Raw genomic sequence first — 24,230 nt, 5'->3', positions numbered from 1 at the left:
GTAAAATAGGAACGTGGCAATAATTCCGCGGTATATTCTGCGGCTTGTGCTGCCGTATCTGGCATTGTCGGCGGCGGTTTTCTATGCCGTGCTGTTCATGAACCAGTTCGCGCGCGTGATGGGCGAGGCCGTCAAAATCGGCGCGCCCGCGGGCTGGATATTCTACAGCATGGCGCAGCTGGCGCCGGGAATGCTGGCGATGAGCCTGCCCATGGCCTTTCAGACCGCGCTGCTGCTGGCGATGGGGCTTATGGCCGAGCGGGGAGAGCTGCTGGCGCTGCGCGCGGCGGGGTTCTCGTTCCGGCAGATAACATGGCCATTCGGCGCGGCGTCGCTGGCGCTGTGCGGCGCGATGCTGTGGCTTAACAATTTCGCCGCGCCGGAGGGATTTCGGCGGTTCAGGGAATCCGGCTACGCGGTGAGCGCGAAAATAAAATCGCTGCGCATAGAACCCAAAACCATGCTGCATATCGGGCAGTGGCAGTTCTACGCCGCCGAGGCGGATGCGGCCACGGGCGCGCTGGAGCGCGTGCTGCTGTTCAAATACCCCTCCGGCAGCGGAAAGGCCAACTGGACAATGCGCGTAAGCGCGCCGCGCGGGCATTATGCGGTGTCGCCTTCCGGCCTGCTGCTGGAACTCTACGACGGAGAGATGCAGCGCGTCTGCGCCGGGGATTCGTCGCGCACCATAATCGCCGAATACGGCAGCTACGGCGTCTCAATACCGCCGGAGGCGAAACTGGAGAACCGCTCCGTCTCGCTAACCGAGATGTCAACGCCGGAGATTGCGCGGGGGGCAGCCTCCCCCCAGCTTACGCAGAGGCGGCGCGCGGAATACAGGGCGGAGGCCGCCGCCCGGCTGGCGCTGACGCTGTCGCCGCTGGTGTTTTTCTGCCTGGGCTGCCCGCTGGCTTTCGCGGTAACGCCCAAAAACCGGGCCTGGGCGATGGTGCTGAGCATAGCGATACTGTTCGGTTTCTACGCGGCCACGGCCTGCGGCGTCAACCTGGGCCGGCGCAGCGACGGGCCTGCCGCCTGGTGGTGGCCCTGGCTGCCCGACGCGCTGGGCATGGCCGCCGGCGCGGCGCTGTGGATTAAAACGGCAAGAAGATGAAAATCCTATACCGCTATATCGCGTCAAAATTCTGGGGGCCGTTTTTCTTCGGGCTGGGGGTGTTTTCCGCGCTGGTGTTTTTGACCGATATTTTCGACCACATGTCCGCCTTCTCCAAAACCTCCGCTCCGACCCGCGTGATTTTCAACTATTTCGCGCACAGCCTGCCGTTCTGGTCGCTTATGATAGTGCCGGTGGCCGCGCTGCTGGCGGAGCTGTTCTGCGTCTCGGAACTGATAGCGTCGGGAGAATGGACGGCGGGGGTTTCCAGCGGCTACAGGCCGCGCCAGCTGGCGGCGCCGGTTATCGCCTGCTGCGCGCTTGTCTGCGCGGCGCATTTCGCGCTGACGGAAACCGTCTCCCCCTCGCTGCGCCGCCGCGCGGAGTTCATATACGAGCGCGAAATATCCGGCAACAAGAACTATCATCAGGAAATAAAAAAAGACATCGCCGCGCGCGCGTCCGAGGGCGTTTTCCTTTCCGCCGCAGAGCTTGACATCGCCTCCGGCGAGATGAAAACCGCGTCCTACACCCGCCAGGACGCGGGGCGCGCCAAATTCCAGGCCGAGGCGCCGCTGGCCCGCTGGCAGCCGCGAACCGGGCGCTGGATGTTTTTCAACGGGACACAGCGCACTTTTTCGCCCGAAGGCGGGGTGGAGGTTAAAAAATTCGACTCCTGGGATTCCGGCGTGGATATAGAGCCGCAGCTGATAAGCGCGGATAAAATCTGGCCGGAGGACGTAACGGTTTCGGAACTGCTGCGCCGGATAAAGGTGTTAAAGCGCACCGGCTCCTCGCGGCGGAGGGAAGAGGTGTTCCTGCATTTCAAGCTGGCCGCGCCCTGGGTGAATCTGTTCCTGTGCCTTACGGCGCTGCCTTTCGCGGTAAAAGTGCGCCGCGCCGGGAAGATGCTGCATTTCACGGCGGCCATCGCGCTGGCTTTTGTTTTCTGGTGGACGGCCTCCATCGCCAGAAGCGCGGGAGAGGCGGGGATGCTCTCTCCCGCAGTATCGGCCTGGCTGCCGGCGGCGGCCTTCGGCGCCAGCGCGTTTTTTCTGGTGCGGAAATCAGGCCTCTGATACCTACATCAAATTGCATATTTGTTGAAACCTCACTATATTTGGTATATACTATACATAGGCAGAACATCTTAGACTATCAGGGAGACCTATGGTTCTGTACTGGAACGAATTCAGGGAAACCGGCCTGGAAAGCCTGGACAGGCATTACAAAGACCTGTTCGAGTGCCTTGACCTCTACAGCCGCAACATCGCGGAAAACCAGGTGGAGGAAGGCACAAGGTACCTGTTCAAATTTCTGGAAAGATTCATAAACCTGCACTTTACCGAGGAAGAGAAGCTGCTGCGCGACAGGAAATATCCGGATGTGGACATTCACGTCACCCAGCACGAGTATTTCAGGAAGAAATTCCAGAACATAAAGCGCAAATCCTGCCTGGCGCCGGATTTCCCCATAGAAGTCCACCGCGACATCATAGACTGGCTGGTGCTGCATGTGACCAAAGCCGACATGCAGTGGGGCGCATTCATCAAAAGCTCCGGCGGCGCGGAAACAACAACAAGAACGGAAGTCATCTGCCCCAAATGCGGCAATCCGGCGGGCAGAGGAAAATTCTGCGGGCAGTGCGGCTTCCTGCTGGGCGTCGCCAAATGCCCCAAATGCAACGAAGTGATAACCGGCACCGGCAAATTCTGCACCAACTGCGGCGAGAATCTGGAAACAAAAACCTGCCCGTCCTGCAGCCTGAGCCTGCCGCCCAACGCGACGTTTTGCAGCAGCTGCGGCACCAAAGTTACATAGCTGCCGCCTGCCCCGGGGCAACGGATGAAGGGCTTTGGACAGTCCGCATTTGCTATCATATCGGTATCTGCCCTAAAGGGCGGGTGGCGGAACTGGCAGACGCGACGGACTTAAAATCCGTTGGCCGCAAGGTCTTGCGGGTTCAATTCCCGCCCCGCCCAACCGGAGATTGCGCATGATTGCCGACATAAATAAATTCCTGGAGCAGGTTTTCGCCGGAATGCTCAGCCCCACGGCGGAGGGAAAGCGTTTCATCTGGGGCGCGCTGTATGTGGCCGCCGCGGGCGTGGCGCTTAAATTCCTCTGGCCCACTCTCGGAGACATGCTGGGACTGGCGCCGCTGGGGTTTGCGGCGGCCTTCGCCTTCGCCTATTTTTTCAGGAACCCGGAGCGCGCCGCCGTGTTCGCGCCGGATGAAATCGCCTGCCCCGCCGACGGGCGCGTCCTCAGTGTGAAAAACGAGGGGCAGCCCGGCGTAACCGTGGTGCGCATTTTCCTGTCGGTATTCGACGTGCACATACAGCGCGCCACAATGGACGGCGATATTGGGGAAGTCGTCTACACAAAAGGCCGGTTCGCGGTGGCCAGCGCGCCGGAAGCCGCACAGAACGAGCGCAACCTCATCCAGATAAAAAGCGGCGCGCGCTACGCGCATGTGGAGCAGATAACCGGCGCCATCGCCCGGCGCATAGCATGCTGGGTCAAACCGGGCGATGCCGTCAAAGCCGGCCAGCGCATAGGGCTGATATACTTCGGCTCGCAGGCGGCGATATACCTGCCGGACACCGCGCGGGTGCTGGTAAAGCCCGGGCAAAAGGTGGAAGGCGGGCTTACCGTGCTGGGATTGTGGAATGATAACCATTGAAAAACTGAAACGCACCGGACAGGTTACACTGCCGTCGCTGTTTACCATCGCCAACATAGCGTTCGGCTTTTTCGCCATCATATCGGCGATAGACAAGGAGTTCGCCCGCGCCGGCTGGTTTATAATCGGCGCGATGCTGATGGATTCCCTGGACGGCAGGGTGGCCCGCATGGTAAAGGGCGAAACCAAATTCGGCATAGAGATGGATTCGCTGGCGGACTTCCTGTCTTTCGGCGCGGCGCCGGCGCTGATACTATATCTGTTCCATCTCAAGGATTACGGCTTCTGGGGCTACCCGGTGGCGTTTATCTACGCGATGTGCGGCGCGCTGCGCTTGGCGCGTTTTAACGTGATGAGCCTGGAGGGCAAAAGCTCCAAGCAGAATTTCACCGGCCTGCCGATACCGGGCGCGGCGGGCATACTGGCATCTTTTGTGATAGCCTACAGCCTCATGGAGGCAAGCGGCGAGATGCACTCCTTCCGGCTGCTGGCGGCCCCCATGTCGGTGTTCTACAACATTCTGCCGTTTCTGATGCTGGGGCTGGGATTTCTGATGGTGTCCACCATACCGTATGCGGCGTTCAAGCAGTCCAACTTGTTCCGCCCCAAGACGATATGGGGGCTGCTGTTTGCGGTGGCATTCATTTTTACGGCCTACAGGTATCCGCAGGATTCGCTTTTCGTGGCGTTCTCGCTGTATGTGCTCTCTGGCCTGGCGGCGGGGTTCTGGGCCATGGTCAGAAAACTGCTTCCCGGCGCGGCGCAGCGCCGCACCGGCGCGCCGCATGAACAGACGGATCCTCCGGCCCCCCATCCCGAGGGCATGTAACCAAAAACTGCAGCTGGACAGCGGAATTCGGCGGAGCCCGGCGGGACGTTCCTGTGCAGAATTTTCCTTGCGGTATGCTCATCTAACCTGAATGTTTCAGTTGGTTGCGAGGACCGAGGCGAAAAAGCGCGAAATAATGCCGAACAAAATTATCCGCGCGCGCCTCACTGCGCGAAAGGATAATTTTGTGAAGGCAGTATGAAGCGATTTTTCGCCGAATCCCGCAATCCAACTGAAACATTCAGGCTAATCCCGCGGCCAAGGTAGCGTCTCCCGGCCTGCGTCATAAAAAAACCGGCCACTTCAATGGCCGGTTTTTTCATGACTGAGGGCGCAATTACACAATTCCCTGCGCGAGCATGGCGTCGGCCACTTTCTTGAAGCCGGCGATATTGGCGCCGTCCACATAGCTGCCTTTCATGCCGTATTCCTCCGCCGCTTTGGCGCAGGAGGAATGAATGTCCTTCATTATCCGCTGGAGGTATTTGTCAACCTCTTCGCGGGACCAGCTAAGGCGCATGCTGTTCTGCGACATTTCAAGCCCCGATGTCGCCACGCCACCGGCATTGGACGCCTTTCCGGGGGCAAACAGTATTTTCGCCCGGCGGAACGCCTCTATGGCTTCCGGCGTGGAGGGCATGTTGGAGCCTTCCGCCACGCAGAAGCAGCCGTTGGCAAGCAGCGTCTCCGCCGCGTCACCGTCCAGCTCGTTTTCGCAGGCGGTGGGAAGCGCGATGTCGCACTTGACGCTCCAGGATTTCTTGCCTTCCAGGAACTCCGCCTTGGAGTACTTGCGCGTATATTCGCGCAGGCTGCCGCGGCGCGCAAACACCAGTTCTTTGGTCCAGGCCAGCTTTTCGGGGTCTATGCCGTCCTTGTCGTAGACCGTGCCGTCGTAGTCGGTCATGGCCACGACTTTGCCGCCCAGCTCGTTGATTTTCTCTATCGCATGCAGGCCCACGTTGCCCGCGCCGGAGATGACGCAGGTCTTGCCCTTGAACGAGTCTCCCCGCGCGGTCAGCATCTCCTGCGCGAAATAGACCAGGCCGTAGCCGGTGGCCTCCGTGCGTATGAGGCTGCCGCCGAACGAAAGCCCCTTGCCGGTCAGCACGCCTTCAAAGCGGTTGACCAGCTTTTTGTACTGCCCGAACATGTAGCCGATTTCGCGTCCGCCCACGCCGAGGTCGCCTGCGGGAACGTCGGTATCCGGGCCGATGTGGCGGAACAGCTCGCTCATGAAAGCCTGGCAGAAGCGCATCACTTCCGCCTCCGATTTGCCGCGCGCGTCAAAATCGCTGCCGCCCTTGCCGCCGCCCATTGGCAGCGTGGTGAGGCTGTTCTTGAAAACCTGCTCAAATCCCAGGAATTTCAGTATTCCCACATAAACGCTGGAATGGAAGCGCAGCCCGCCCTTGTACGGCCCCAGCGCGCTGTTGAACTGCACGCGGTAACCGCGGTTGACGTGGACTTCGCCCTTGTCGTCGGTCCAGGTGACGCGGAAGGAAATCGTGCGTTCCGGCTCCACGATTCTTTCAAGGATTTTCGCTTTTTTGTATTCGGGGTGGCGCTCTATGACCGGCGCCAGCGAGGCCATTACTTCTTCAACGGCCTGGTGGAATTCCTTTTCTCCGGGGTTTTTACGTTTTACTTCTGCAACCAGTTCTTCCGCATAGGAGCGGCTGGTCTGAGTGACTGGCATGATTGCCTCCTGTTATAAAACAGCGAAAACAGGTGCTGTTTTCCCACATTCTGGAACTTTTGCGACGGCGTGTCAATGAACCGCGCTTGGTTTTGTATAATTGCCCTATGACTGAAAAACTAAATCTGGAAAAAACTAATTCCCTTTATAAAGAGGCCTGGGAGCTGGTTCCCGGCGCGGTCGCCGGCATAAGGCGGCCTTATAATTTCGTCCCCGGAGAATATCCGATATTCTTTGACTCCGCCAAAGGCGGCAAGGTTACGGATGTGGACGGCAACGAGTATCTGGACATGCTTTGCGCCTACGGCCCCATCATCATAGGCCACCGCGAGCGCGAGATTGACAATGCCGTCATCTCCCAGATAAAAAGCAAAGGTTTCTGCATGTCGCTGACGCAATCCTACCAGAACGAGCTGGTCAGAAAACTCAGGGAAATCATCCCCTCGTGCGAGAAGGCCGTGCTGGTAAAAACCGGCTCCGACGCCACTTCAGTGGCGGTGCGCGTGGCGCGGGCATTTACCGGCAGGACCAAGGTGCTGCGCTGCGGCTATCACGGCTGGCATGACTGGTGCGTTGAAGTCAAAGGCGGCGTGCCGCCCAAACTCTACGAGGATATTTTTGAATTCCATTACAACGATTTGGACGGGTTGGAATCCCTGCTTAAAACCCACGGCCCGGACACGGCGGCGGTGATAATAACCCCCGTCGGCCATCCGCTGGCGCATGAAGTGCAGATGCCCAAACCGGGATACCTGGAAGGCGTCAGGGAACTGGCGCGCAAACACGGCGCGGTGCTGGTTTTTGACGAGATACGCTCCGGCTTCCGCGTCAATATCGGCGGCGCGCAGAAGGAGTTCGGCGTAACCCCGGACCTGTCGGTCTTCGGCAAGGCGATAGCCAACGGCTACGAGCTTAGCGTCGTCGCCGGCAAGGCCGAAATCATGAATATGCTGGAGCAGAAGGTGTTTTTAAGCTCCACATTCTTTCCCAACAGCCTGGCGCAGGTGGCCGCGCTGAAAACCATAGAAATCATGCGGCGCGACGACATTCTGGGCAAAATCCGCGCCAAGGGCGAAAAATTCGCCCGCAAGACGGAAAAAATCCTGGCCGCCTCCGGCGTGCCCTGCCGCCTGAGCGGCGCGCCGTGGATGCCGTTTATCACCTTTGACAAGGACGACAAGCAGCTCTACAAGCAACTGCGCAACGAATTCTACACCCAGCTTATACGGCGGAAAATTTTCCTCCAGCCGTATCATCACGGCTATATCGCCTACCGCCATACCGATAAAGACCTCTCCCATGCGGCGGACATGATAGGCGAATCCCTTGCCGAAGCCAGAAAACTGATGTAGCCCCGGCGCGGGGTTCTCCGGCGATATCCCGGCCCTTCGGGCGCGGCCCGGGCCCCTCCGGCGCGCCGGAAATGGTTGACAGGCCGGGCGCTTTTTGCTAAAAAGTGAATGGTGATTCACGGTTCTCATTTTATGCCGGAAGAATCGCCAGCACATTACCGGAGGGAATATGACACAGGCGTACATAGCGGGCGGCGCAAGGACCGCCATAGGAAATTTCGGCGGCGCGCTGGCCGACGTGACGGCGGCGGAGCTGGGCAGGACTGTGGTCGCCGGGCTGATTAAAAAACACGGGCTGGACCCCGCCGCGGTTGATGAAGTGCTGATGGGCTGCATCCTTCAGGCCGGGCAAGGCCAGAACGTGGCGCGGCAGGCCGCCGTGAACGCCGGCATTCCAAAGGAAAAGACCGCGCTTACCGTGAACATGGTCTGCGGCTCCGGCATGAGGGCGGTGGCGATGGCGGCGCAGTCGGTCAAATGCGGCGACGCGCAGCTTGTGCTGGCCGGCGGAACGGAGAGCATGAGCAATTCGCCCTATCTGCTTAAAAAAGCCCGCACCGGCTACAGAATGGGCAACGGCGAGCTTGTGGACAGCATGATTGCCGACGGTCTCTGGGACATTTTCAACAATTACCACATGGGCATAACCGCAGAGAATCTGGCCGCCAAATACGGCATCACCCGCCAGGAGCAGGATGCTTTCGCCACCGCCTCGCAGAACAAGGCGGAAAAGGCCATCGCCGCCGGGAAGTTCAGGGATGAAATCCTCCCGGTGATGATACCGCAGCGCAAGGGCGAGCCGGTGGCTTTTGAAAAAGACGAGTTTCCCAAAGCCGGCGTTACGGCGGAGAAGCTGGGCGCGCTGCGCCCCGCGTTCAAAAAGGACGGCACGGTTACCGCTGCCAATTCCTCCGGCATCAACGACGGCGCGGCCTGCGTTATCGTGGCTTCCGAGGAAGCGGTGAAAGCCAACAACCTCAAGCCGCTGGCCAGAATTGCCTCATACGCCTGGCACGGCACGGACCCGTCGGTGATGGGTATAGGGCCGGTGGAGGCCGTCAGGGCCGCGCTGGCCAAGGCGGGCTGGAAACTCTCCGACGTCGGCCTTATAGAGGCCAACGAGGCTTTCGCCGCCCAGTCGCTTGCGGTCGCAAAGGAGCTGGGCTTTAACGGCGATATCGTAAACGTCAACGGCGGCGCGATAGCGCTGGGCCATCCCATCGGCGCAAGCGGCGCGCGCATACTGATAACATTGCTTTACGAGATGCGGCGCCGCGCCGTCAAAAAAGGCCTGGCCACGCTCTGCATAGGCGGCGGCATGGGCATAGCGATGTGCGTTGAACTGGCATAACCACGAAATTGCAGTTTGCAGCGTGAACCTGGGCGGCGGCTGGCGCGGGAATGTCCCGGCAGCCGCCGCCGGACTCCGCTGTCCGGTTGCGTAAAACGGGACCACCGCCTACCGCTTGCGGCGGGATTTTGATTTCGCGGCGGGTTTTACGGCCATGTCCCTAAGCTCAAAAAGCCTGTCGCGCAATTGCGCGGCCAGCTCAAAATCCAGATTGTCGGCGGCATGGCGCATCTGGGATTCCATGCTTGCCGCCAGCTTAGGCAGGTTTTCGGGCGTGATGTTTTCCTTCTCAAAACCGTTCAGCGCGTCCAGCCCGGCCCGGCGGGAATCCTGCCGCAGCTCCTCAAGCTCGCGCGCGGCTTTTATTATGGTCCGGGGCGTTATGCCGTGCGCCTTGTTATAGGCAAGCTGAATTTCCCGCCGGCGCGACATTTCGGCAAGGGCGCGGTCCATGGAGCCGGTGCGCCTGTCCGCATACAATGCCACTTCGCCTCCGGCATGGCGGGCGGCGCGGCCCGCTATCTGGATAAGAGTGGTCTCGCTGCGCAGAAATCCCTCGTTGTCTGCCTCCAGTATGGCCACAAGCGAGACTTCCGGCACGTCCAGCCCCTCGCGCAGCAGATTGATTCCCACCAGCGCGTCAAACTCGCCCTTGCGCAGCGCGTTGAGAATCTCTATGCGCTCCAGCGTCTCTATGTCGGAATGCAGGTAGCGGGCCCTGACGCCTTTGGACGCAAGATAGGCCGACAAATCCTCCGCGGTCTTTTTAGTCAAAGCCAGCACCAGAGTGCGTTCGCCTTTTGCGGCGCGCTCTTTTATCTTTTCCGACAAATGCTGAATCTGGCCCTTTGCCGGATACACCGACACCGGCGGATCCGCAAGGCCGGTGGGGCGTATTATCTGCTCGGCCACGCCGTCCTTGCCGGAGCAGGCGGCAAAACCGGCTTTACCCTGCGCGCCGCAGGTTTTTTCCAGTTCATAAGGCCCGGGTGTGGCGGAAACATACACCGTCGGCGGAAGCAGGGATTCAAATTCGGAGAATTTAAGCGGCCTGTTGTCCAAAGCGGACGGCAGCCGGAAGCCGAAGTCAACCAGAGTCTGCTTGCGGGAGCGGTCGCCCTCGTGCATCCCGCGTATTTGCGGCACGGTTACATGCGATTCGTCTATGAAAACAAGAAAATCGCCGGACCGGAAATAGTCCAGCAGCGAAAGCGGCCTCTGCCCCGGGGAGCGTCCGTCAAGATGGCGCGAATAATTCTCCACCCCCGAACACCAGCCCATCTGCTCCAGCATTTCAATGTCGTATCCGGTGCGCTGCTCCAGCCGCTGGGCCTCCAGCAGTTTGCCGTCGGATTTAAGCTCCGCCAGCCGGCCTTTTAGTTCGGCGCGTATGGCGGACACGGCGCGCTCCACCCCGTCTTTTGTGGCGACAAAATGTTTTGCGGGGTAAACCAGCGCCTCGCCAAGCTCCGAGAGCAGGTCGCCCGTCAGCGGATTCATTTCATGGATTGAGGCGATGGCGCCGCCCTCCACAACCACGCGCAGCGCATTCTGCGAATAGGGCGGGAATATGTCCAGCGCGCCGCCGCGCAGCCGGAATTTTCCGGCGGAGAATTCCGCCTCGTTGCGCTCATAATGAATCTGCACCAGCCTGGCCGAGAGTTCCACGCGGGAAGCGGCCGCGCCTTTTGCGAAAGGCACTCGCATCTGCGCATAACTCTCCGGCGAGCCGATATTGTAAATGCAGGAAACCGACGCCACCACCACCGTGTCCCGCCGTGTCAGCAGCGAGGTTGTAGCCTTGAGCCGCAGCTTGTCTATATGCTCGTTGATGGCGGAGTCTTTTTCAATATAGGTGTCGGTCTGCGGGACATAGGCCTCCGGCTGGTAATAGTCGTAGTAGGAGATGAAATACTCCACCGCGTTTTCGGGGAAAAAACTCCTGAACTCGGCATAAAGCTGGGCGGCCAGCACCTTGTTGGGCGAGATGACCAGCGCGGGTTTTTGCAGCCGCTCCATCACGCAGGCCATGGTATAGGTCTTGCCGGAGCCGGTTACGCCCAGCAGCACATTGTCGCGCCTGCCGGAGGAGATGTTGCGGCAAAGCGTCTCTATAGCCGCCGGCTGGCCGCCGGAGGGAGCAAACGGGGCGGAGAGCTTCAGAAGCAATCGGCGTCCTCCACCTTCAGCAGCTCCACGTCGAAAACAAGGTCGGTGTCCGGCGGAATGACGCTGCCCGCGCCGCGTTTTCCGTAAGCCAGCGCAGAGGGGATGTAAAGCCGCCTTTTGCCTCCGGTTTTCATGGTCATGACGCCTTCGTCCCAGCCTTTTATGACCTGGCCCATGCCGATTACGAATTCAAACGGGCATTTGCGGTCAAGTGAGCTGTCAAATTTCCTGCCGTCGGCGAACGTGCCGGTGTAATGGACCGTGACTTTTTTGCCGCGGGAGGGCATTTCGCCGTCGCCGGGCTTTGTCTCAGCATAGCGCAGGCCGGATTTGGTGGTCATTTCATTGTCGGGCATAATACCTCCTGTTGTTTCGTATCCGAGACAATATTATAAAAAAAAACGCCGCCGGCGGATTTTTCCGCCAACGGCGAATGATACGGGAAACCTGCTATCCGCCGCCGCTTCCTCCGCCGCTTTCGTCACCACCACCTCCTCCGCCGCTTTCGTCACCACCACCTCCTCCGCCGCTTTCATCACCACCGTCTCCTCCGCAGCAGGAACCGCCACCGCCCTTGCCGCCTTTACCCTCCTTTCCGCCGGATTTCATCAGCTTCATCACTTTTTTGGCAAACTTCTTTCCCTCAGCCGACGGGGGCCTGCTGTCGTTTGCGCCGTTGGCTTCGCCGTTGTTGCTGTACCATTTGGCGACTGCCGCCTCCATCGCGTCCTGATTGGCGGGGCCGCTTTTGTCGTTTTTTGCGGCCGCCAGATACTTATCCAGGGATTTCAGGTCCTTTTTCTGTCCCGAATTGCCTCCTTTTTTTTCGCTTTTGAGAGCTTTGGCCACGGCTTTCTTGACCTTTTTGGAATTTCCCTGTCCGCCCGAATCGCCGCCGCCGGACTGCCGGGAGGACTCGTCCCCGCCGGACGATTGGCCGCTGCCGCCGTCCTCCTGGGAATAAGCTAAACCGCACGCAAACAAAATCGCCGCCGCAACCGGCAGCCATGCGCGACCAATTCTCATTCCAGCCTCCTTCCGGGCGAAGCACGGCGCTTTTGCCGTGTTTCGCACGGCAGATATGGGCGTAGCATAGCCCCTGTTTGCATTTTCCGCAAGGGGCAAATGGTCCCAATTTGCTAAAATTGCGGCATGAAAGCTCTTGTCAAAAGCAGATCCGAACGCGGCATCTGGCTGGAAGACGTGCCGGAGCCTCAAATAAGTGAAACCGAAGTCCTTATTAAAATAAGAAAAACCGCAATCTGCGGCACCGACGCCCATATTTACGAGTGGAACGACTGGGCAAAGAAAACCATTCCAGTCCCCATGCACGTGGGCCACGAATTCGCCGGCGAGGTGGCCGCCCTGGGCAAAGCCGTGCGCGGCCTCTCCGTGGGACAACGCGTTTCCGGCGAGGGGCATATAGTCTGCGGCCACTGCCGCAACTGCCGCGCCGGACAGCGGCATTTGTGCATCAACACCAAAGGCACCGGTGTGAACCGCCCCGGCTGTTTCGCGCAATACCTGGCGATGCCCGCCGGCAACGTATTCCCCCTGCCCGACGACATTTCCGACGACGAGGCCGCCATTTTCGACCCGTTCGGCAATGCCGCGCACACGGCGCTTTCCCATGATGTGGTGGGCGAAGACGTGCTTATAACCGGCGCAGGCCCCATAGGCATAATGGCCGCCGCCATAGCGCGGCACATAGGCGCAAGACATGTGGTCATCACCGATATAAGCGACTACCGGCTGGCGCTGGCGAAAAAGCTGGGCGTGGAAAAGGTCGTGGACGCGCGCAGGCAGACGCTGGAAGAGGTCATGCGCGAGTTGAAAATGACGGAGGGGTTTGACATAGGCATGGAAATGTCCGGCAGCCCGGCGGCTTTCAACGACATGCTGGGCGCCACCCGCATGGGAGGCAAAATAGCGCTGCTTGGCATTCTGCCAGACAACACCCAAATCCCCTGGGGCCAGATGATATTCAAGGGCCTGCGGCTCAAATGCATATACGGCAGGGAAATGTTTGAAACCTGGTATAAAATGACGGCCATGCTGCAAAGCGGGCTGGACATAAAACCCGTAATCACCCACCGCTTCCCGATGAAGGATTACCGGGAGGCATTTGAACTGATGTGTTCCGGCCAGTCGGGGAAAATAATACTGGACTGGACGTCCGTGTAGCGGAACCGCCTGCGGCGCTGGAAAGCGCAGGCGGCAAACACCGCCCCGCCGTCAGAAATCCGGGTCAAAGTCCATGGGGGCAAACGAGCCGGATTTCTTCTTTTTACCCCTCGGATCTGGCGGCAAAGGAAGCAGCTCCACCTCGTCCTTTCTGGGTTGCGGAGCTTTTTTCCTGACAGCTTTCTTCTTTTTAGGCGGCTGACTGGGCGCGGGCGCAGCCGGCGGCGGCGCCTCTACCGCAGGCAACGCCACGGACGGCAGCACGGAGGAAGTCTGCTGCCCGGGTTTTGTGGTGAAAAACTGCTGCGGCTGCCGCCCCGGCGTCGCGCCGAATTGCGCCGCGGCGGACTGATTGGCCAGCAGCGACACCGCGGCATTGTTTATCCCGCGCACGATTTTCCCGGTCTGCACATTCACATCGAACTCGTACACCACCGGCTCAAGCCGCTGCTGCGTGAATTTGTAGGAAACAACGTAATCCGATCCGTGCAAATGGGTGGCGCTCCAGCTCTCCTGACCGCCCATGTATGAGTTGCGCAGCCATTCGCTTATGGTGCCGCGCCCCCCGCCAAGCTGGTAATTTTTGACTATGCCTATCGCCGCCGCGGTCTGCTGCGGCGCTGACGCGCCCGCCTGCTGGGCGGCGCCGGCATCCGCCTGCGGCTGGCTCTGGGCGGCATCTTTGTTCGCCGGCGGCTTGGAACCGCCTTTGAACAGATACAGAAACACCACTATCACAAACAACGCCAGCGCCGCCGCCGCTGTTATTATTATCAGCTTCCTCCGCTTGAAAACGGACTGTTTGGACGCTGTGGCGGCGGCCCGCGTCAAATCCACGGTGGCGATTGTTGGCGACGGCATGCCCTGCAGCGCAGCCGCGCCGCCGGAAACGGTTGCAGAATTGGACACCTGCGTGGACTTGATTCCGGTGGCGTCCATAATGGCGCCGACCTTCATGGTATAGGACGCCCCCTGCTGCGTGGGCTGCTGCTTGTCCGGCATTGCGGCCTTGAACAGTCCCGACCCGGTATCCGGCCCCAGGGCAGTGGTTTTCCCATCGCCGCGAACGCCCATGGCGTCCAGCGCCGAGGCGACCTGCATGGTTTCGTTGGTTTTGCGGTTTTGCCCATCCTGAGCGCCTGCCGTGTCTATGCCGGTTACCCTGGCTTTTCCCTGGGCATCCTCCAGCCCGACTGAAGTCGCCTTCTGCGCCCCAAAAGCATCGGGGTTTATGCGATCCGCCGTGGGAGCGATATTTATTTCCGGTATATTGCCCGTGTCCGGCAGGGGCCGGTGATCGCTTTCCAGCGGGGCGGTTATATCGCTTTTGTCGGTAGTGGACGTCTCCCGTGCCGAAGCCGGGGCAGGCTGCGGCGCGACGACCGGTTCGGGAGCCGGCATGGGCGGCAGGCCGGTGAAATTTTCAAATTCGGAATTTGGCGGAGGGATAATCTCCTCACTGACGTCCGGGAGCTCCTCCTGCCGCGCGGCTGCGGGCGCGGCTTCAGGCGCAGCGGGAAACGGCGGCAGGCCGTAAGCGGCGGCAGGCCCCGGAAACTGCTGTGGAAATTCCTCTTCCGGCTCCTCCTCCCTGCGCCTGCGGCGGGAGGCTTTGCGGCCCCTGCGCTTTGCCGCGCGTCTTGAACGGGAAGAGGGAGGCGCTTCTTCCTCCTCCTCATCTTCCGCGTATCCGGCATCCTCCTCCAAATCCTCCACGGCGGGCTGAACTCCGCCGTAATCGGCCAGCGCGGCAAAACGGGCGGAATCCCCGGCAAGAGTCTGCAGCTTCTCGTTAAGTTCAAGCTGCGCTATCCATTCCGGCTCGGCCTGGCCCAGGAATTTAGGCTGCTGCGCGGGCTTTGCCGCGCCGACGGCGCGCGAAAGCGGAACCGGCGCCGCCTTTGCCGCGGCTTGTCCCGCGGACTGCGCGGGCAAATCGGGTTTTTCCACGGCGAAATCAGCCGCCCTGGCTATGTCATCCTCGGTGAAACCGAAAGTTTTCAGGAACGACGCCAGTTCCTGCCCCCCGGGCGGCGGACCGGCCTCCCCGGCGGGCCGGCTCTCCTCCGGCGCATGGCGGCGGGTCCAGTCGCGCAGCATGGCGGCCTCTTCGGCCAGCCCCGGCGCGGAAGAGGCCATGCGCCACTGGCCGCACGGCTCGCCGGAGCCGTTGTCCTGGCAGACGAGACTGGCTGGGCAGAAATCCGGCTGGACGGAAAGCTCCTGAGAGTCAAAGGGGCCTTCTATCTCGCCGTCCTGGTAAAGCCAGTATTTAGTCTCGTCAGCCATTTTCAGTTCAATCGCAAAGCGGCAGCGCGTTCTGCATCCGCTTTGCCACGGCCTCCCTGCCCAGATATTCAAGCATCTTAAACAACGTGGGCCCATCCGTCCTGCCGCTGGCGCTGACCCGCAAAGGGTGAAACACCTGCCCGGCCTTGATGCCGGCCTCGGCTGCGTAGTCGCGCGCGGCCTTTTCAAGCGCGGCTTCCGAAAATTCCGGCAGCGCCAGATAGCGGGCGCGCATGTCCTCTATGATCTTGCGCGCGCCGGGTTTTTTAAGCACTTTCTCCACGGCCTTCGGGTCGTAAACCGGCGGCTCGGTGAAGAAAAAATCCACCAGAGCGGGTATTTCGCCAAGCAGCTTGTATTTTTCCTGCTCCAGCAGAATAACCCGCTTGAGCGTCTCCCGGTCCGCCCCCTTTCCCACTCCGGCGGCGTCAAGGAAAGGCAGCGCCGCCTCGGCCAGCCTGTCCGGCCCGAGCTGGCGTATATACTCGCCGTTCATCCATTTGAACTTGACCGGGTCAAACATCGCCGGGTTCTTCTGACAGCCGGAGAAGCTGAACTTCTCTATCAGTTCGCCCGGCGCGAAAATCTGCTGGCTGTCCGGCGTGGACCAGCCCAGCAGCGCGAGATAGTTCTTGACCGCGTCCGGCAGATAGCCCGCGCTCTCGTATTCGGCGACGCTGGTGTGGCCGTGCCGCTTGGAAAGCTTGGTGCCGTCGGGGCCGTGTATCATGGACAGGTGCGCGATTTCCGGCAGGGGCCAGCCCAGCGTCTTGTAAAGCAGCACCTGCAGCGGGGTGTTGGAAATATGGTCGTCGCCGCGGATGATATGGCTCATCTCCATCAGATGGTCGTCTACCACGCAGGCGAAATTGTAGGTCGGATAGCCGGAGGCCTTCACCATCACGAAATCATAAAGCAGCCGGTTTTCAAATTTCACCTCGCCGCGGATAAGGTCGTTCCAGGAAGTAGCGCCTTCGTCGGGCATTCTGAAGCGCACCACCGGCTTGCGGCCCTGGGCCTCCAGCTCGCGCCTGCGGCTTTCGGTGAGATGGCGGCAGATCCCCTCGTATTTCGGCGGGCGTTTTTCCAGCTGGGCGCGGCGGCGGGCCTCCTCAAGCTCCTCCGGCGTGCAGTAGCAGTGATAGGCCATGCCCTGCGCAATCAGCTTGTCGGCGTATTGCTTGTATATGCCCTTTGCGGCGCGCTCGCTCTGAAAATAGGGGCCGTGTGGGCCTTTTTCGCCGCCGCCGGGCAGGGGCCCCTCGTCCCAGTCCAGCCCCAGCCAGTTCATGGCGTGGAAAATCGCCCTGGTGGATTCATCGGTGGAACGCAGCTCGTCGGTGTCCTCTATGCGCAGAATGAAGGTTCCTTTGGTCTGGCGCGCGAACAGATAGTTGAACAGCGCGGTGCGCGCGCCGCCGATATGGAGATGCCCCGTCGGAGACGGCGCGAATCTTACTCTTATGCCTGGCATTGTCATGCCTCCTGTTGTTTTACCGCTTCAAGCATTGCCCAGAACTGGGAGGCCGATGAAATCCTGGCTTCCGGGTCCGGGTCCAGCGCGGATTCCAGCAGCCTGTCGGCCTCCGGCGGCAGGAAGGGCGCCACCGACGACGGCGGCGTTATCCTGTTGCGCGCCGGGTCAAATCCCTGCAAATCGGAGGGCAGATGGCCGGTAAGAGTCTCGTAGAGGCAAATGCCCAGCGAATAAATATCGGATTCCCTGCTTACCGCGCCCGCGCGCTGCTCCGGCGACATGTAGGCCGGAGTGCCGGAGCAGGTTTTCTCCCCCCGGCGGGCGTCCAGCTGGCGGGCCACGCCGAAATCCATCACCTTTACCACGCCGGAGGAGGAAATCATTATGTTCCCGGGCTTGAGATCGCGGTGTATGATGCTGTTCTCGTGCGCGTAGTCCAGCGCGCGGCATATGGGCCTGAATATTTTTACGGCCTCGTCCAGCGGGAGGCGCCCGTCGCGCTCCAGCAGGGCGTCCAGCGTCATGCCCTCCACGTATTCAAACACCAGGAAGAGGCTGCCGCTGTCCTCAAAAACCGAGTATATCTCCACGATATTGGGGTGGCGCAGCACGGCGACGGTGCGGGCCTCGTTAAGCAGCTGCTCCCGCGATTCATCGGAAATGGTGGCGCTTGTTTTGAGCTTTTTTATGGCGACCTTGCGCTTTAGCGTCTTGTCAAAACCCTCGTAGACCTCTCCCATGCCGCCTTCGCCGATTTTGCGCACAAGCGCGAACTGATTCACGAAAAGCGGCGGCGCGGCGGAAGGGGACGGCGCCCTCTCCCTGGTCGCGCTCCGGGAGCGCAGCGCCTTTACAAGCTGCATCAGTATCAGCGCGCCGGCGGCGAGGGCGGCAATCAACGTGTAAAGCCTTCTCCAGTGCAGCGGGCCTGGCGCGGAACGGACCTGGTCCGCCCCGTCGGAGAGTCCGGCGCTTGTGAAATCAAAGCCCTCGGCGCGGGTCTTGTACCTGACCGCGGCGGAGCGGAAGCGCGTCTGGTACGACTTGTCTATGCGGGACGCCTCGCGCATATCCTCCAGCGTCTGGCGGTAATTGCCTGTTTTTTCCGAGACGCGGGCGCGGTTGTAATACGCCTCGGCCATGCCGGGATCGGACTGTATGGCGCGGTCCGCGTCGGCGCGGGCGGCGGCGGCGTCCCCCCTTTGCGCGGCGGCCCAGGAACGGATGGTATAGGCGGTGGCGTTGAGCGGCTCGCTTTTAAGCACAAAAGAAGCGTCGCTTTCCGCGTCTTCGTAACGGTGCAGGTGATTGCAGGCCTGCGCCCGCACCAGGTATGCCGCGCGGTTGGAGGGATCGGCGTCTATGGCGGCGGAAGCCTCCCTGCGCGCCCCGGAATAATCCTTCAGGGCGAGTTTTATGCCCGCCTTGGCGGCATGGTCAAGCGATTTCTGGTAATCGGCATGGGAAACGGGCGCGGGCCCGGCGGACTGCTCGGTTGAGGGGGAATGCGGCTTTTCCGCAACGCGCGCCGCGGGAGAGGCCGGCGCGGCGCCAGTCAGGGCGGACTGCGCTCCGCGCAGCGCCTGGGAATAGCGCCCCTTCACGAACACGACGTTGGAGAGCTTCGCGAACAAATCCGCCGGGGCCGGCTGCGCGGGCTTGACATTCTGCTCCGCCTCGGCCTTGAGCTTGTTATAGTAAGCGGAAAGAACGCCGCGCAACCGGGCATCGCCGGCATAATCCATGCAGGCGACCTCTTTCAGCGCGGCATTGATGCAATCGTCCCGGCCGGAGCCGTCCGCGCAGCAGGAAACTATCTTCGCCTTGGCCAGGGCCTCGCATTGCTCGGAGTAGGCCCAGACGGCGCGGAGATTCAGCGCGCAAAATAATATCGCAAAAGCCGCATTCATTCCAAACACCTTTTTCCCGCTTCCAACGGAGCAGGCTTATAAAAGCATAATATGTAAACGTATACCCGTCAAGGGCATTCCGGCGCGCGCGCCCGTTATACAGCGCGGAAGAAGCAACCGGGAAAGCTCTATGCCGGCAGCAGCAATGCGGCGGTTTCCACATGCTCCGTGTGCGGGAACAGGTCGAAAGCGCGTATGAATTCCGTTTTGTAGCGGGGCGCGAGAATTTTAAGGTCCCGCTCCAGCGCGCGCGGATTGCACGACACATACAGCAGCCGCGCCGGACGGGACTCGAGCAGCCCCTGCGCCGCTTTTGGATGCAGCCCCGCGCGCGGCGGGTCTATCACGCACAGGGATTGCGCGAAATCCGCCGGCGGGGCCTGCAGGAAATCTTCCGCGGCGGATTCAATGAAAGCTATATCCGCCCCGTTGAGTTCAGCATTCGCCCGCCCGTCCGCCACGGAATCCGGCGACAATTCCACGCAAACGCATTTGCCGCAAAAATCGCGGCAGGCCAGGCTGAACAGTCCGGCCCCGCCGTAAACATCGTAGACGGCTGGCGGGCGCGCCTGCCACGCGATATCGCGCGCCAGCCGGTAGAGCATGGCGGCAGCGTCCGTATTGGTCTGGAAAAACGAGCGCGGCGAAATGCGCGCCGCCAGCAGTTTGCCCGCGTCTATTTCCTCGCGCAGGAAACCTTCTCCGGCAAGCAGTTTGAGTTCCTTTGCCGCCGCCACGTCGGCGACTCCGTCGTTAAGCCCCCACAGGACGCAGGCAGCGGGATAGGCCTCCCGCACCGCGCGGACAAAACCCGCCTCGTCCCGGAGCGGCTTTGCCGAAAAAAGAACCGCCATGAAACCGCCGGAGTTTTTGCCCTCCCGCACCAGCAGCTGTCGCAGCGAGCCGGTGCGCTTTCTGGCGTCGTAAAACTCCTCGCCGGACTCGGCGGCCCAGCGCCGCGCCGATTGCAGCAGCGTCCCGGCTCCGGGAGAGAAAATATCGCACCGCTCCAGATTCACCGCCCTGTCCCAGCGGCCCGCGGCCTTGAGGCCGAAAGCCTGCTCGAAAACCAGACTCCCGTCGGCGTTTTTGGCAGCCACCTGCCGCAGGAAAGAGAATTCCATCTTGTTGCGGTAAAACTGGACGCGGGGAGACGGCTCCACCGTTATTTCGCCCGGATACAACGGCGCAAAAAGCTCCGCCAGCATTTTGCGCTTTAGCTCCAGTTGTTCTGGATAGCCGAGATTCTGGGTTTTACAGCCGCCGCAAATGCCGAAATGGGGGCAGAAGGCGCTCATCTCCGCGCGGAGCGCAGAAACTCCGCCAGGCCGCGCTTTATCGCCTCGCCTATTTTGCGCTGATTGGCGGGGTCTCCCAGAAATTCAGGGGCAAGGTCGCCGTCGCCTATTTCAAGCAGCACGCGGTACGGCGCGGAGTTTACATTCTCGTCTATGCTGTAGAAGGCCAGCCTGCCGGTGGCGGCGCAGCGGTAATCGTTGCGGCCCGTGGAGCTGTCGTGCAAAACCCCGCGGTCCGCAAGCCCGGTGGCGGCGGAAATCCGCGCGGTGATGAGTTTGGCCAGCTCGCGGTTGGCGCTTTCCATGGCGTCGCCGTCGTGGATATAGCCCCAGACGGCATTGGCGCCCGCGCCGTTATTGTTGTGCATGGCGATAAAGACAAGCGGCTTTACGGAATTGGCCTTTTCCAGTTCCCACGCATAGCCGGATTTCTTGCCGTCCACAACGGCGGAAGTGTCTGCCAGCGCGGTATTTGTTCCGCGGGAGCCGTCGTGAAGGCCTTTCCGGTTGAAGCTCCACACCTTATATTCCCGGTAATGCGGCGCGGCAGCCATGGCGGCTTCGGCTATGCCGTTGCAGACCAGCGCCTCGTTTATTTTTTCGGAAGTGTCCCGCTGATGCGAAGGCTGCCAGACGATGACAGGCTCCGCTCCGTCCGCGCCGCTGTATACGAAACCGTCATCCCGCCGCACACAGCCCGACAGCAGAAACAAAGCGCATATCAGACTTGTCCCCCAATAGCATTTACGGCATAAATTTCGGTTTTTGGCCCGCAGCTTCGCGGTGTTCGGCTTGCACACGCCCGTCAGTAGTGTGCGCGCCTCACCCCGCTGCGCTGCGGGCCAAAACCCTGTATTTCTGCCATAAAGCCTATTGGGGGACAAGTCTGTTGAGATGGCTGCGGTTTTATTCATAAATACCTTCGCTCCGCCACGAAGCCGGCGGCTTTTAACCTGCAAGAAGCAGTATCTGCTCTATATCCGCCATGGAGTATCCCTCCAGCCCGCGCAGCCGCATGGCGTCGGCGGCGTTGGCGGCTATGCCGGCTGCGGCGGACTGCGGTATTTTCCAGCCGGAGAGCGCCGGCGGCACATTCATCCGCGCGCACCAGTCTTTGAATTTTTCTATGCCCATGACGGCGGCTTTTGAATCTTCCGGCTCGCCGCAGCCGAACACGTTGCGAGCAAAACGCGCCAGCCGCGGCGCAAGGCCGCGCCTGCGGCTCCACTCAAACCAGGCGGGCATGACCACCGCCAGCCCCGCGCCGTGCGCTATATCGTAAAGCGCGCTGACGGAATGCTCTATTGAATGGTTTATGTAGACCACCGGGCCCAGCCCGCAGGAGAGAACCCCGTTTATGGCAAGGGTGCTGGCCCACATCAGCCCCGCGCGCGCATCGTAGTCGCGCGGATTTTTCAGCGCGGCGCCGGAGCAGCGTATTATATTGCGCATTACCGCTTCCGCAAGCTCCAGTTGCAGCTCATGCGGCTCCTGCGACGTGAAATAGCCTTCCGCTATATGCGAAAGCGCATCCACCGCGCCGTATGCCGTATGGTCCGGCGGAACGGAAAAAGTGGCCTCCGGGTCCATGAAAGCCGCCGCGGGATAGAGCGCGGCGGAGGCGGTTGGCAGCTTCTGCCCGGTTTCCGGGTTGGACACAACGGAATTGCCGTTCATCTCCGAGCCGGAGGCGGCAAGCGTGGGCACGGCGATTAAAGGCAGGGCCTTTGCGGGAGCTGCCCTGCCGCAGAAAAAATCCCAGGGGTCCCCGTCGTAGAGCGCGCCGGCGGCTATCGCCTTGGCCGCATCCATCGCGCTGCCGCCCCCGACCGCGACAACCAGGTCCGCGCGCCGGGTTCTGGCAAGCTCCGCGCCGGCGCGGATATGCCCTATTTCGGGGTTGGGCTTTACGCCGCCATGCTCAATAATTTCAAGCCCGGCGGAGGACATGCCGCTGACGCACTCGCCGTAAACCGGCCCGGCTTTGGCGCTGACGCGCCCGAACACAAGCAGCGCCCTGCCGCCGCGCGCGGCGGCCTCTTTTCCCAGGCCGGAAATAACGCCCCTGCCGAAAACGATTTTAGTCGGATTGCGGAAAACGAAATTATGCATCCGCCGCTGCCAGCACCGAAGACACTTTCTCAAGAAGAAGCTGTTTTCTTATCGGCTTGCTTATGAACTCCGCCGCGCCGTATTCCTTTGCCTTAATCTCGCATTCCGGCGTGGCGTTCACCGTGATAAATATCAGCGGCGTGGTGATAACATTGGTGCGCAGCAGCTCCAGCAGGCGCAGGCCGTCCATCCTGGGCATGTCTACATCCGATATTATAAGGTCAAAATGCTGAGTGGTCAGATGCATCAGCGCCTCTTCTCCGTCCCTGGCGGTTACGGTGTCATAACCCCGGTTCCTTAAAATACACTCTACCATGGCCAGTGTGTCGGCGTCGTCGTCAACCAGGAATATGCCCGCTTTAGGCTGGTTCGTCATATGTAACCTCTACGTTGGAAATGTATTCCCTCAGCTTGTCTGCCTGGGCTGTCAGCGCCGGGACATTCTGCTCTTTCGCCGCCAGTTCTATGGCAAGGCCGATTTCGGACACGCCGTCAAAGCCGTATGCCGCGCCGGAGCCTTTCATGCAATGGCCCAGCCGCCTGACCTTTTCAAAATCCCCCTGCCCTGCCAGGCGGACTATGTTGTCGGCGTCCTGCAGCCTGTTTTCCATATAGCCGGGGACGAGGCTTGCGAACTCCGCATCCACCGTAACCCGCATTTTATCCTGTTCAGGCATAGAACTCCCGCTTCCGAAAATTTCCCGCGCGACGGGCACTGCCGTAGATTTTAGAAAAATGGAATGCGTTCCGCAATCGCGCCGCCGGATAGGCCCTTCGGCCCTTGTTGCAAAACGGCGCAGAAACTATACTTTGATTGCAGATACGCAGTTTCATTTTTCAGCGGAGGCAATCAACCATGCGGCGATGCGCGAGCATTACACTATCCCTTCTGATATCCACGGCGGGCTTCCCTTTCAAGGCGCTGGCAAATGACGGCGTTGATATGCAGGCGGCATACTCCGCGCTGCAGGCGCGCGCGGGCAACTGCCGCAGCCAGCAGGAGTGCGCCGCAAAAAACGAGGCGCTGGCGGCGGTAGGCAAAGCGGCTGAATCCGGGCGGCAGTTGAACCCGCGGGAGCAGGAGCTTGTGGCGCGCGCATTCCCCAGGGAATATTTCGGCGGCAAAACTACGCAGGACACCATGGAAGCGGCGCAGAGCGCGGACGCCTCCTATGGACAGGACGAGCCGTACAAAGCCGCCATCATCGACTGGGGAATTGCCATTGGTTTAATCAATACCGCTTTCGGCAGTTGGTTCATGATAAATTCAGGCAAGCCCGACACTACGGCTGAAAACACCAATTTCGCCAACGCCATTCCTTCCGGGGCAAGTTGGGAACAATTGACGGGAGGGCGCAAAGCGTCGTATCTGCGCTCATTCACTCACAAAAATATGCTGGGCATACCGGTAAGGATACAGTATGTCGTGGAATACAAATACAATCTGAAGCACAATGGCAAGGGTTCTTATCTGACCAATGTCACGGCCTATGCCGTGCACAAGAATATATGGTGGGGCTACTCGGTGAATATGAGTGTCAGCATCGGCAATCCCGAGAGGGAATCCGGCCCCGGAGGCGCGACAGTGGCTGTTCTGCCGCTGGTAGTCAACACCGTCGTGAAAACGGTCCCGAAAACTTTTTCCTACGCGACTGTCTACAGCGTCTACGGCAACGGACGACTCCGGGCATGCGAAACCAATGAAAACGGCAAATCATGCTCGGACATCTCTTCCTCGGTCAGTAATTCTGACAACTAAC

General features: G+C 60.5%; 22 protein-coding genes and 1 tRNA gene. 10 read left to right on the top strand and 13 right to left on the bottom strand.

Features of this window, described 5'->3' with window-relative positions; all coding sequences use genetic code 11:
* Window positions 1–13 precede the first annotated feature (13 nt).
* The 6 genes from WC421_02350 (at window position 14) to pssA (ending at window position 4,629) form a co-directional block, all read left to right on the top strand.
* Window positions 14–1,114 (top strand): LptF/LptG family permease, encoded by a 1,101-nt coding sequence (locus WC421_02350; protein ID MFA5161062.1) that lies wholly within the window; start codon window positions 14–16, stop codon window positions 1,112–1,114.
* Window positions 1,111–2,193, top strand: coding sequence for an LptF/LptG family permease (locus tag WC421_02345; protein ID MFA5161061.1), 1,083 nt, complete (start codon window positions 1,111–1,113; stop codon window positions 2,191–2,193). The genes WC421_02350 and WC421_02345 overlap by 4 nt, the downstream gene beginning before the upstream one ends.
* 91 nt (window positions 2,194–2,284) lie before the next feature.
* Entirely contained in the window at window positions 2,285–2,935 is a 651-nt protein-coding gene (locus WC421_02340; protein MFA5161060.1) for a hemerythrin domain-containing protein, read from the top strand.
* Window positions 2,936–3,012: 77 nt separating this feature from the next.
* A tRNA-Leu gene (locus tag WC421_02335) sits at window positions 3,013–3,096 on the top strand.
* Between the two features lie 14 nt (window positions 3,097–3,110).
* Window positions 3,111–3,800 carry a phosphatidylserine decarboxylase gene (locus WC421_02330; GenBank protein MFA5161059.1) on the top strand — a complete coding sequence of 230 codons (690 nt, stop codon included), beginning with the start codon at window positions 3,111–3,113 and terminating at the stop codon, window positions 3,798–3,800.
* A complete protein-coding gene (gene pssA, locus WC421_02325; protein ID MFA5161058.1) occupies window positions 3,787–4,629 on the top strand; it encodes a CDP-diacylglycerol--serine O-phosphatidyltransferase in 843 nt (280 codons plus the stop codon). The genes WC421_02330 and pssA overlap by 14 nt, the downstream gene beginning before the upstream one ends.
* A gap of 164 nt (window positions 4,630–4,793) precedes the next feature.
* On the opposite strand, the gene WC421_02320 is transcribed toward pssA, so the two are convergent.
* Together WC421_02320 and gdhA are read right to left on the bottom strand one after the other, a co-directional pair.
* Entirely contained in the window at window positions 4,794–4,952 is a 159-nt protein-coding gene (locus WC421_02320; protein ID MFA5161057.1) for a hypothetical protein, read from the bottom strand.
* A 14-nt stretch (window positions 4,953–4,966) separates the two neighbouring features.
* Complete coding sequence (gdhA, locus tag WC421_02315) at window positions 4,967–6,328, bottom strand: NADP-specific glutamate dehydrogenase (protein ID MFA5161056.1); 1,362 nt, start codon at window positions 6,326–6,328, stop codon at window positions 4,967–4,969.
* A gap of 107 nt (window positions 6,329–6,435) precedes the next feature.
* Between gdhA and WC421_02310 the strand changes: the two genes are divergently transcribed.
* A complete protein-coding gene (locus WC421_02310; GenBank protein ID MFA5161055.1) occupies window positions 6,436–7,680 on the top strand; it encodes an aminotransferase class III-fold pyridoxal phosphate-dependent enzyme in 1,245 nt (414 codons plus the stop codon).
* A 169-nt stretch (window positions 7,681–7,849) separates the two neighbouring features.
* Window positions 7,850–9,031, top strand: coding sequence for an acetyl-CoA C-acetyltransferase (locus WC421_02305; GenBank protein MFA5161054.1), 1,182 nt, complete (start codon window positions 7,850–7,852; stop codon window positions 9,029–9,031).
* A 108-nt stretch (window positions 9,032–9,139) separates the two neighbouring features.
* Here WC421_02305 and uvrB read toward each other — a convergent pair whose 3' ends face one another.
* From uvrB to WC421_02290, 3 genes are all read right to left on the bottom strand, one after another.
* Window positions 9,140–11,200, bottom strand: a complete 2,061-nt coding sequence (gene uvrB / locus WC421_02300) for an excinuclease ABC subunit UvrB (GenBank protein MFA5161053.1) — start codon at window positions 11,198–11,200, stop codon at window positions 9,140–9,142.
* Window positions 11,191–11,556, bottom strand: coding sequence for an FKBP-type peptidyl-prolyl cis-trans isomerase (locus WC421_02295; protein ID MFA5161052.1), 366 nt, complete (start codon window positions 11,554–11,556; stop codon window positions 11,191–11,193). Before WC421_02295 ends, uvrB begins: the two co-directional genes overlap by 10 nt.
* A 94-nt stretch (window positions 11,557–11,650) precedes the next feature.
* Window positions 11,651–12,226 (bottom strand): hypothetical protein, encoded by a 576-nt coding sequence (locus tag WC421_02290; GenBank protein MFA5161051.1) that lies wholly within the window; start codon window positions 12,224–12,226, stop codon window positions 11,651–11,653.
* 126 nt (window positions 12,227–12,352) lie between these two features.
* Between WC421_02290 and tdh the strand changes: the two genes are divergently transcribed.
* On the top strand, window positions 12,353–13,384 hold the full coding sequence (gene tdh / locus WC421_02285; protein MFA5161050.1) for an L-threonine 3-dehydrogenase: 1,032 nt from the start codon (window positions 12,353–12,355) through the stop codon (window positions 13,382–13,384).
* 51 nt (window positions 13,385–13,435) lie between these two features.
* Here tdh and WC421_02280 read toward each other — a convergent pair whose 3' ends face one another.
* The 8 genes from WC421_02280 to WC421_02245 form a co-directional block, all read right to left on the bottom strand.
* Complete coding sequence (locus tag WC421_02280) at window positions 13,436–15,673, bottom strand: hypothetical protein (protein MFA5161049.1); 2,238 nt, start codon at window positions 15,671–15,673, stop codon at window positions 13,436–13,438.
* Window positions 15,674–15,680: 7 nt separating this feature from the next.
* Entirely contained in the window at window positions 15,681–17,147 is a 1,467-nt protein-coding gene (gene gltX / locus WC421_02275; GenBank protein ID MFA5161048.1) for a glutamate--tRNA ligase, read from the bottom strand.
* 2 nt (window positions 17,148–17,149) lie between these two features.
* The gene (locus tag WC421_02270) at window positions 17,150–19,060 is read right to left on the bottom strand and encodes a protein kinase (GenBank protein MFA5161047.1); all 1,911 of its coding nucleotides are present in this window, start codon (window positions 19,058–19,060) and stop codon (window positions 17,150–17,152) included.
* 128 nt (window positions 19,061–19,188) lie between these two features.
* Window positions 19,189–20,358: a 23S rRNA (uracil(1939)-C(5))-methyltransferase RlmD gene (gene rlmD / locus WC421_02265; GenBank protein ID MFA5161046.1), complete on the bottom strand. Its 1,170-nt coding sequence runs from the start codon at window positions 20,356–20,358 to the stop codon at window positions 19,189–19,191.
* Window positions 20,355–21,071, bottom strand: coding sequence for a hypothetical protein (locus tag WC421_02260; protein MFA5161045.1), 717 nt, complete (start codon window positions 21,069–21,071; stop codon window positions 20,355–20,357). Before WC421_02260 ends, rlmD begins: the two co-directional genes overlap by 4 nt.
* Window positions 21,072–21,306: 235 nt before the next feature.
* Entirely contained in the window at window positions 21,307–22,470 is a 1,164-nt protein-coding gene (locus WC421_02255; GenBank protein MFA5161044.1) for an iron-containing alcohol dehydrogenase, read from the bottom strand.
* Window positions 22,463–22,846 (bottom strand): response regulator, encoded by a 384-nt coding sequence (locus WC421_02250; GenBank protein ID MFA5161043.1) that lies wholly within the window; start codon window positions 22,844–22,846, stop codon window positions 22,463–22,465. The genes WC421_02255 and WC421_02250 overlap by 8 nt, the downstream gene beginning before the upstream one ends.
* Entirely contained in the window at window positions 22,830–23,147 is a 318-nt protein-coding gene (locus WC421_02245) for an Hpt domain-containing protein (GenBank protein MFA5161042.1), read from the bottom strand. The genes WC421_02250 and WC421_02245 overlap by 17 nt, the downstream gene beginning before the upstream one ends.
* A 179-nt stretch (window positions 23,148–23,326) precedes the next feature.
* Here WC421_02245 and WC421_02240 point away from each other — a divergent pair, with 179 nt between their 5' ends.
* Complete coding sequence (locus WC421_02240; protein ID MFA5161041.1) at window positions 23,327–24,229, top strand: hypothetical protein; 903 nt, start codon at window positions 23,327–23,329, stop codon at window positions 24,227–24,229.
* Window position 24,230 lies beyond the last annotated feature (1 nt).

The organism is Elusimicrobiales bacterium (genome assembly GCA_041651175.1).
Taxonomy (GTDB): domain Bacteria; phylum Elusimicrobiota; class Elusimicrobia; order Elusimicrobiales; family Elusimicrobiaceae; genus JAQTYB01.
The sequence above is the reverse complement of the archived record's forward strand: the minus strand, read 5'-3'. Positions and strand labels throughout refer to the sequence as shown.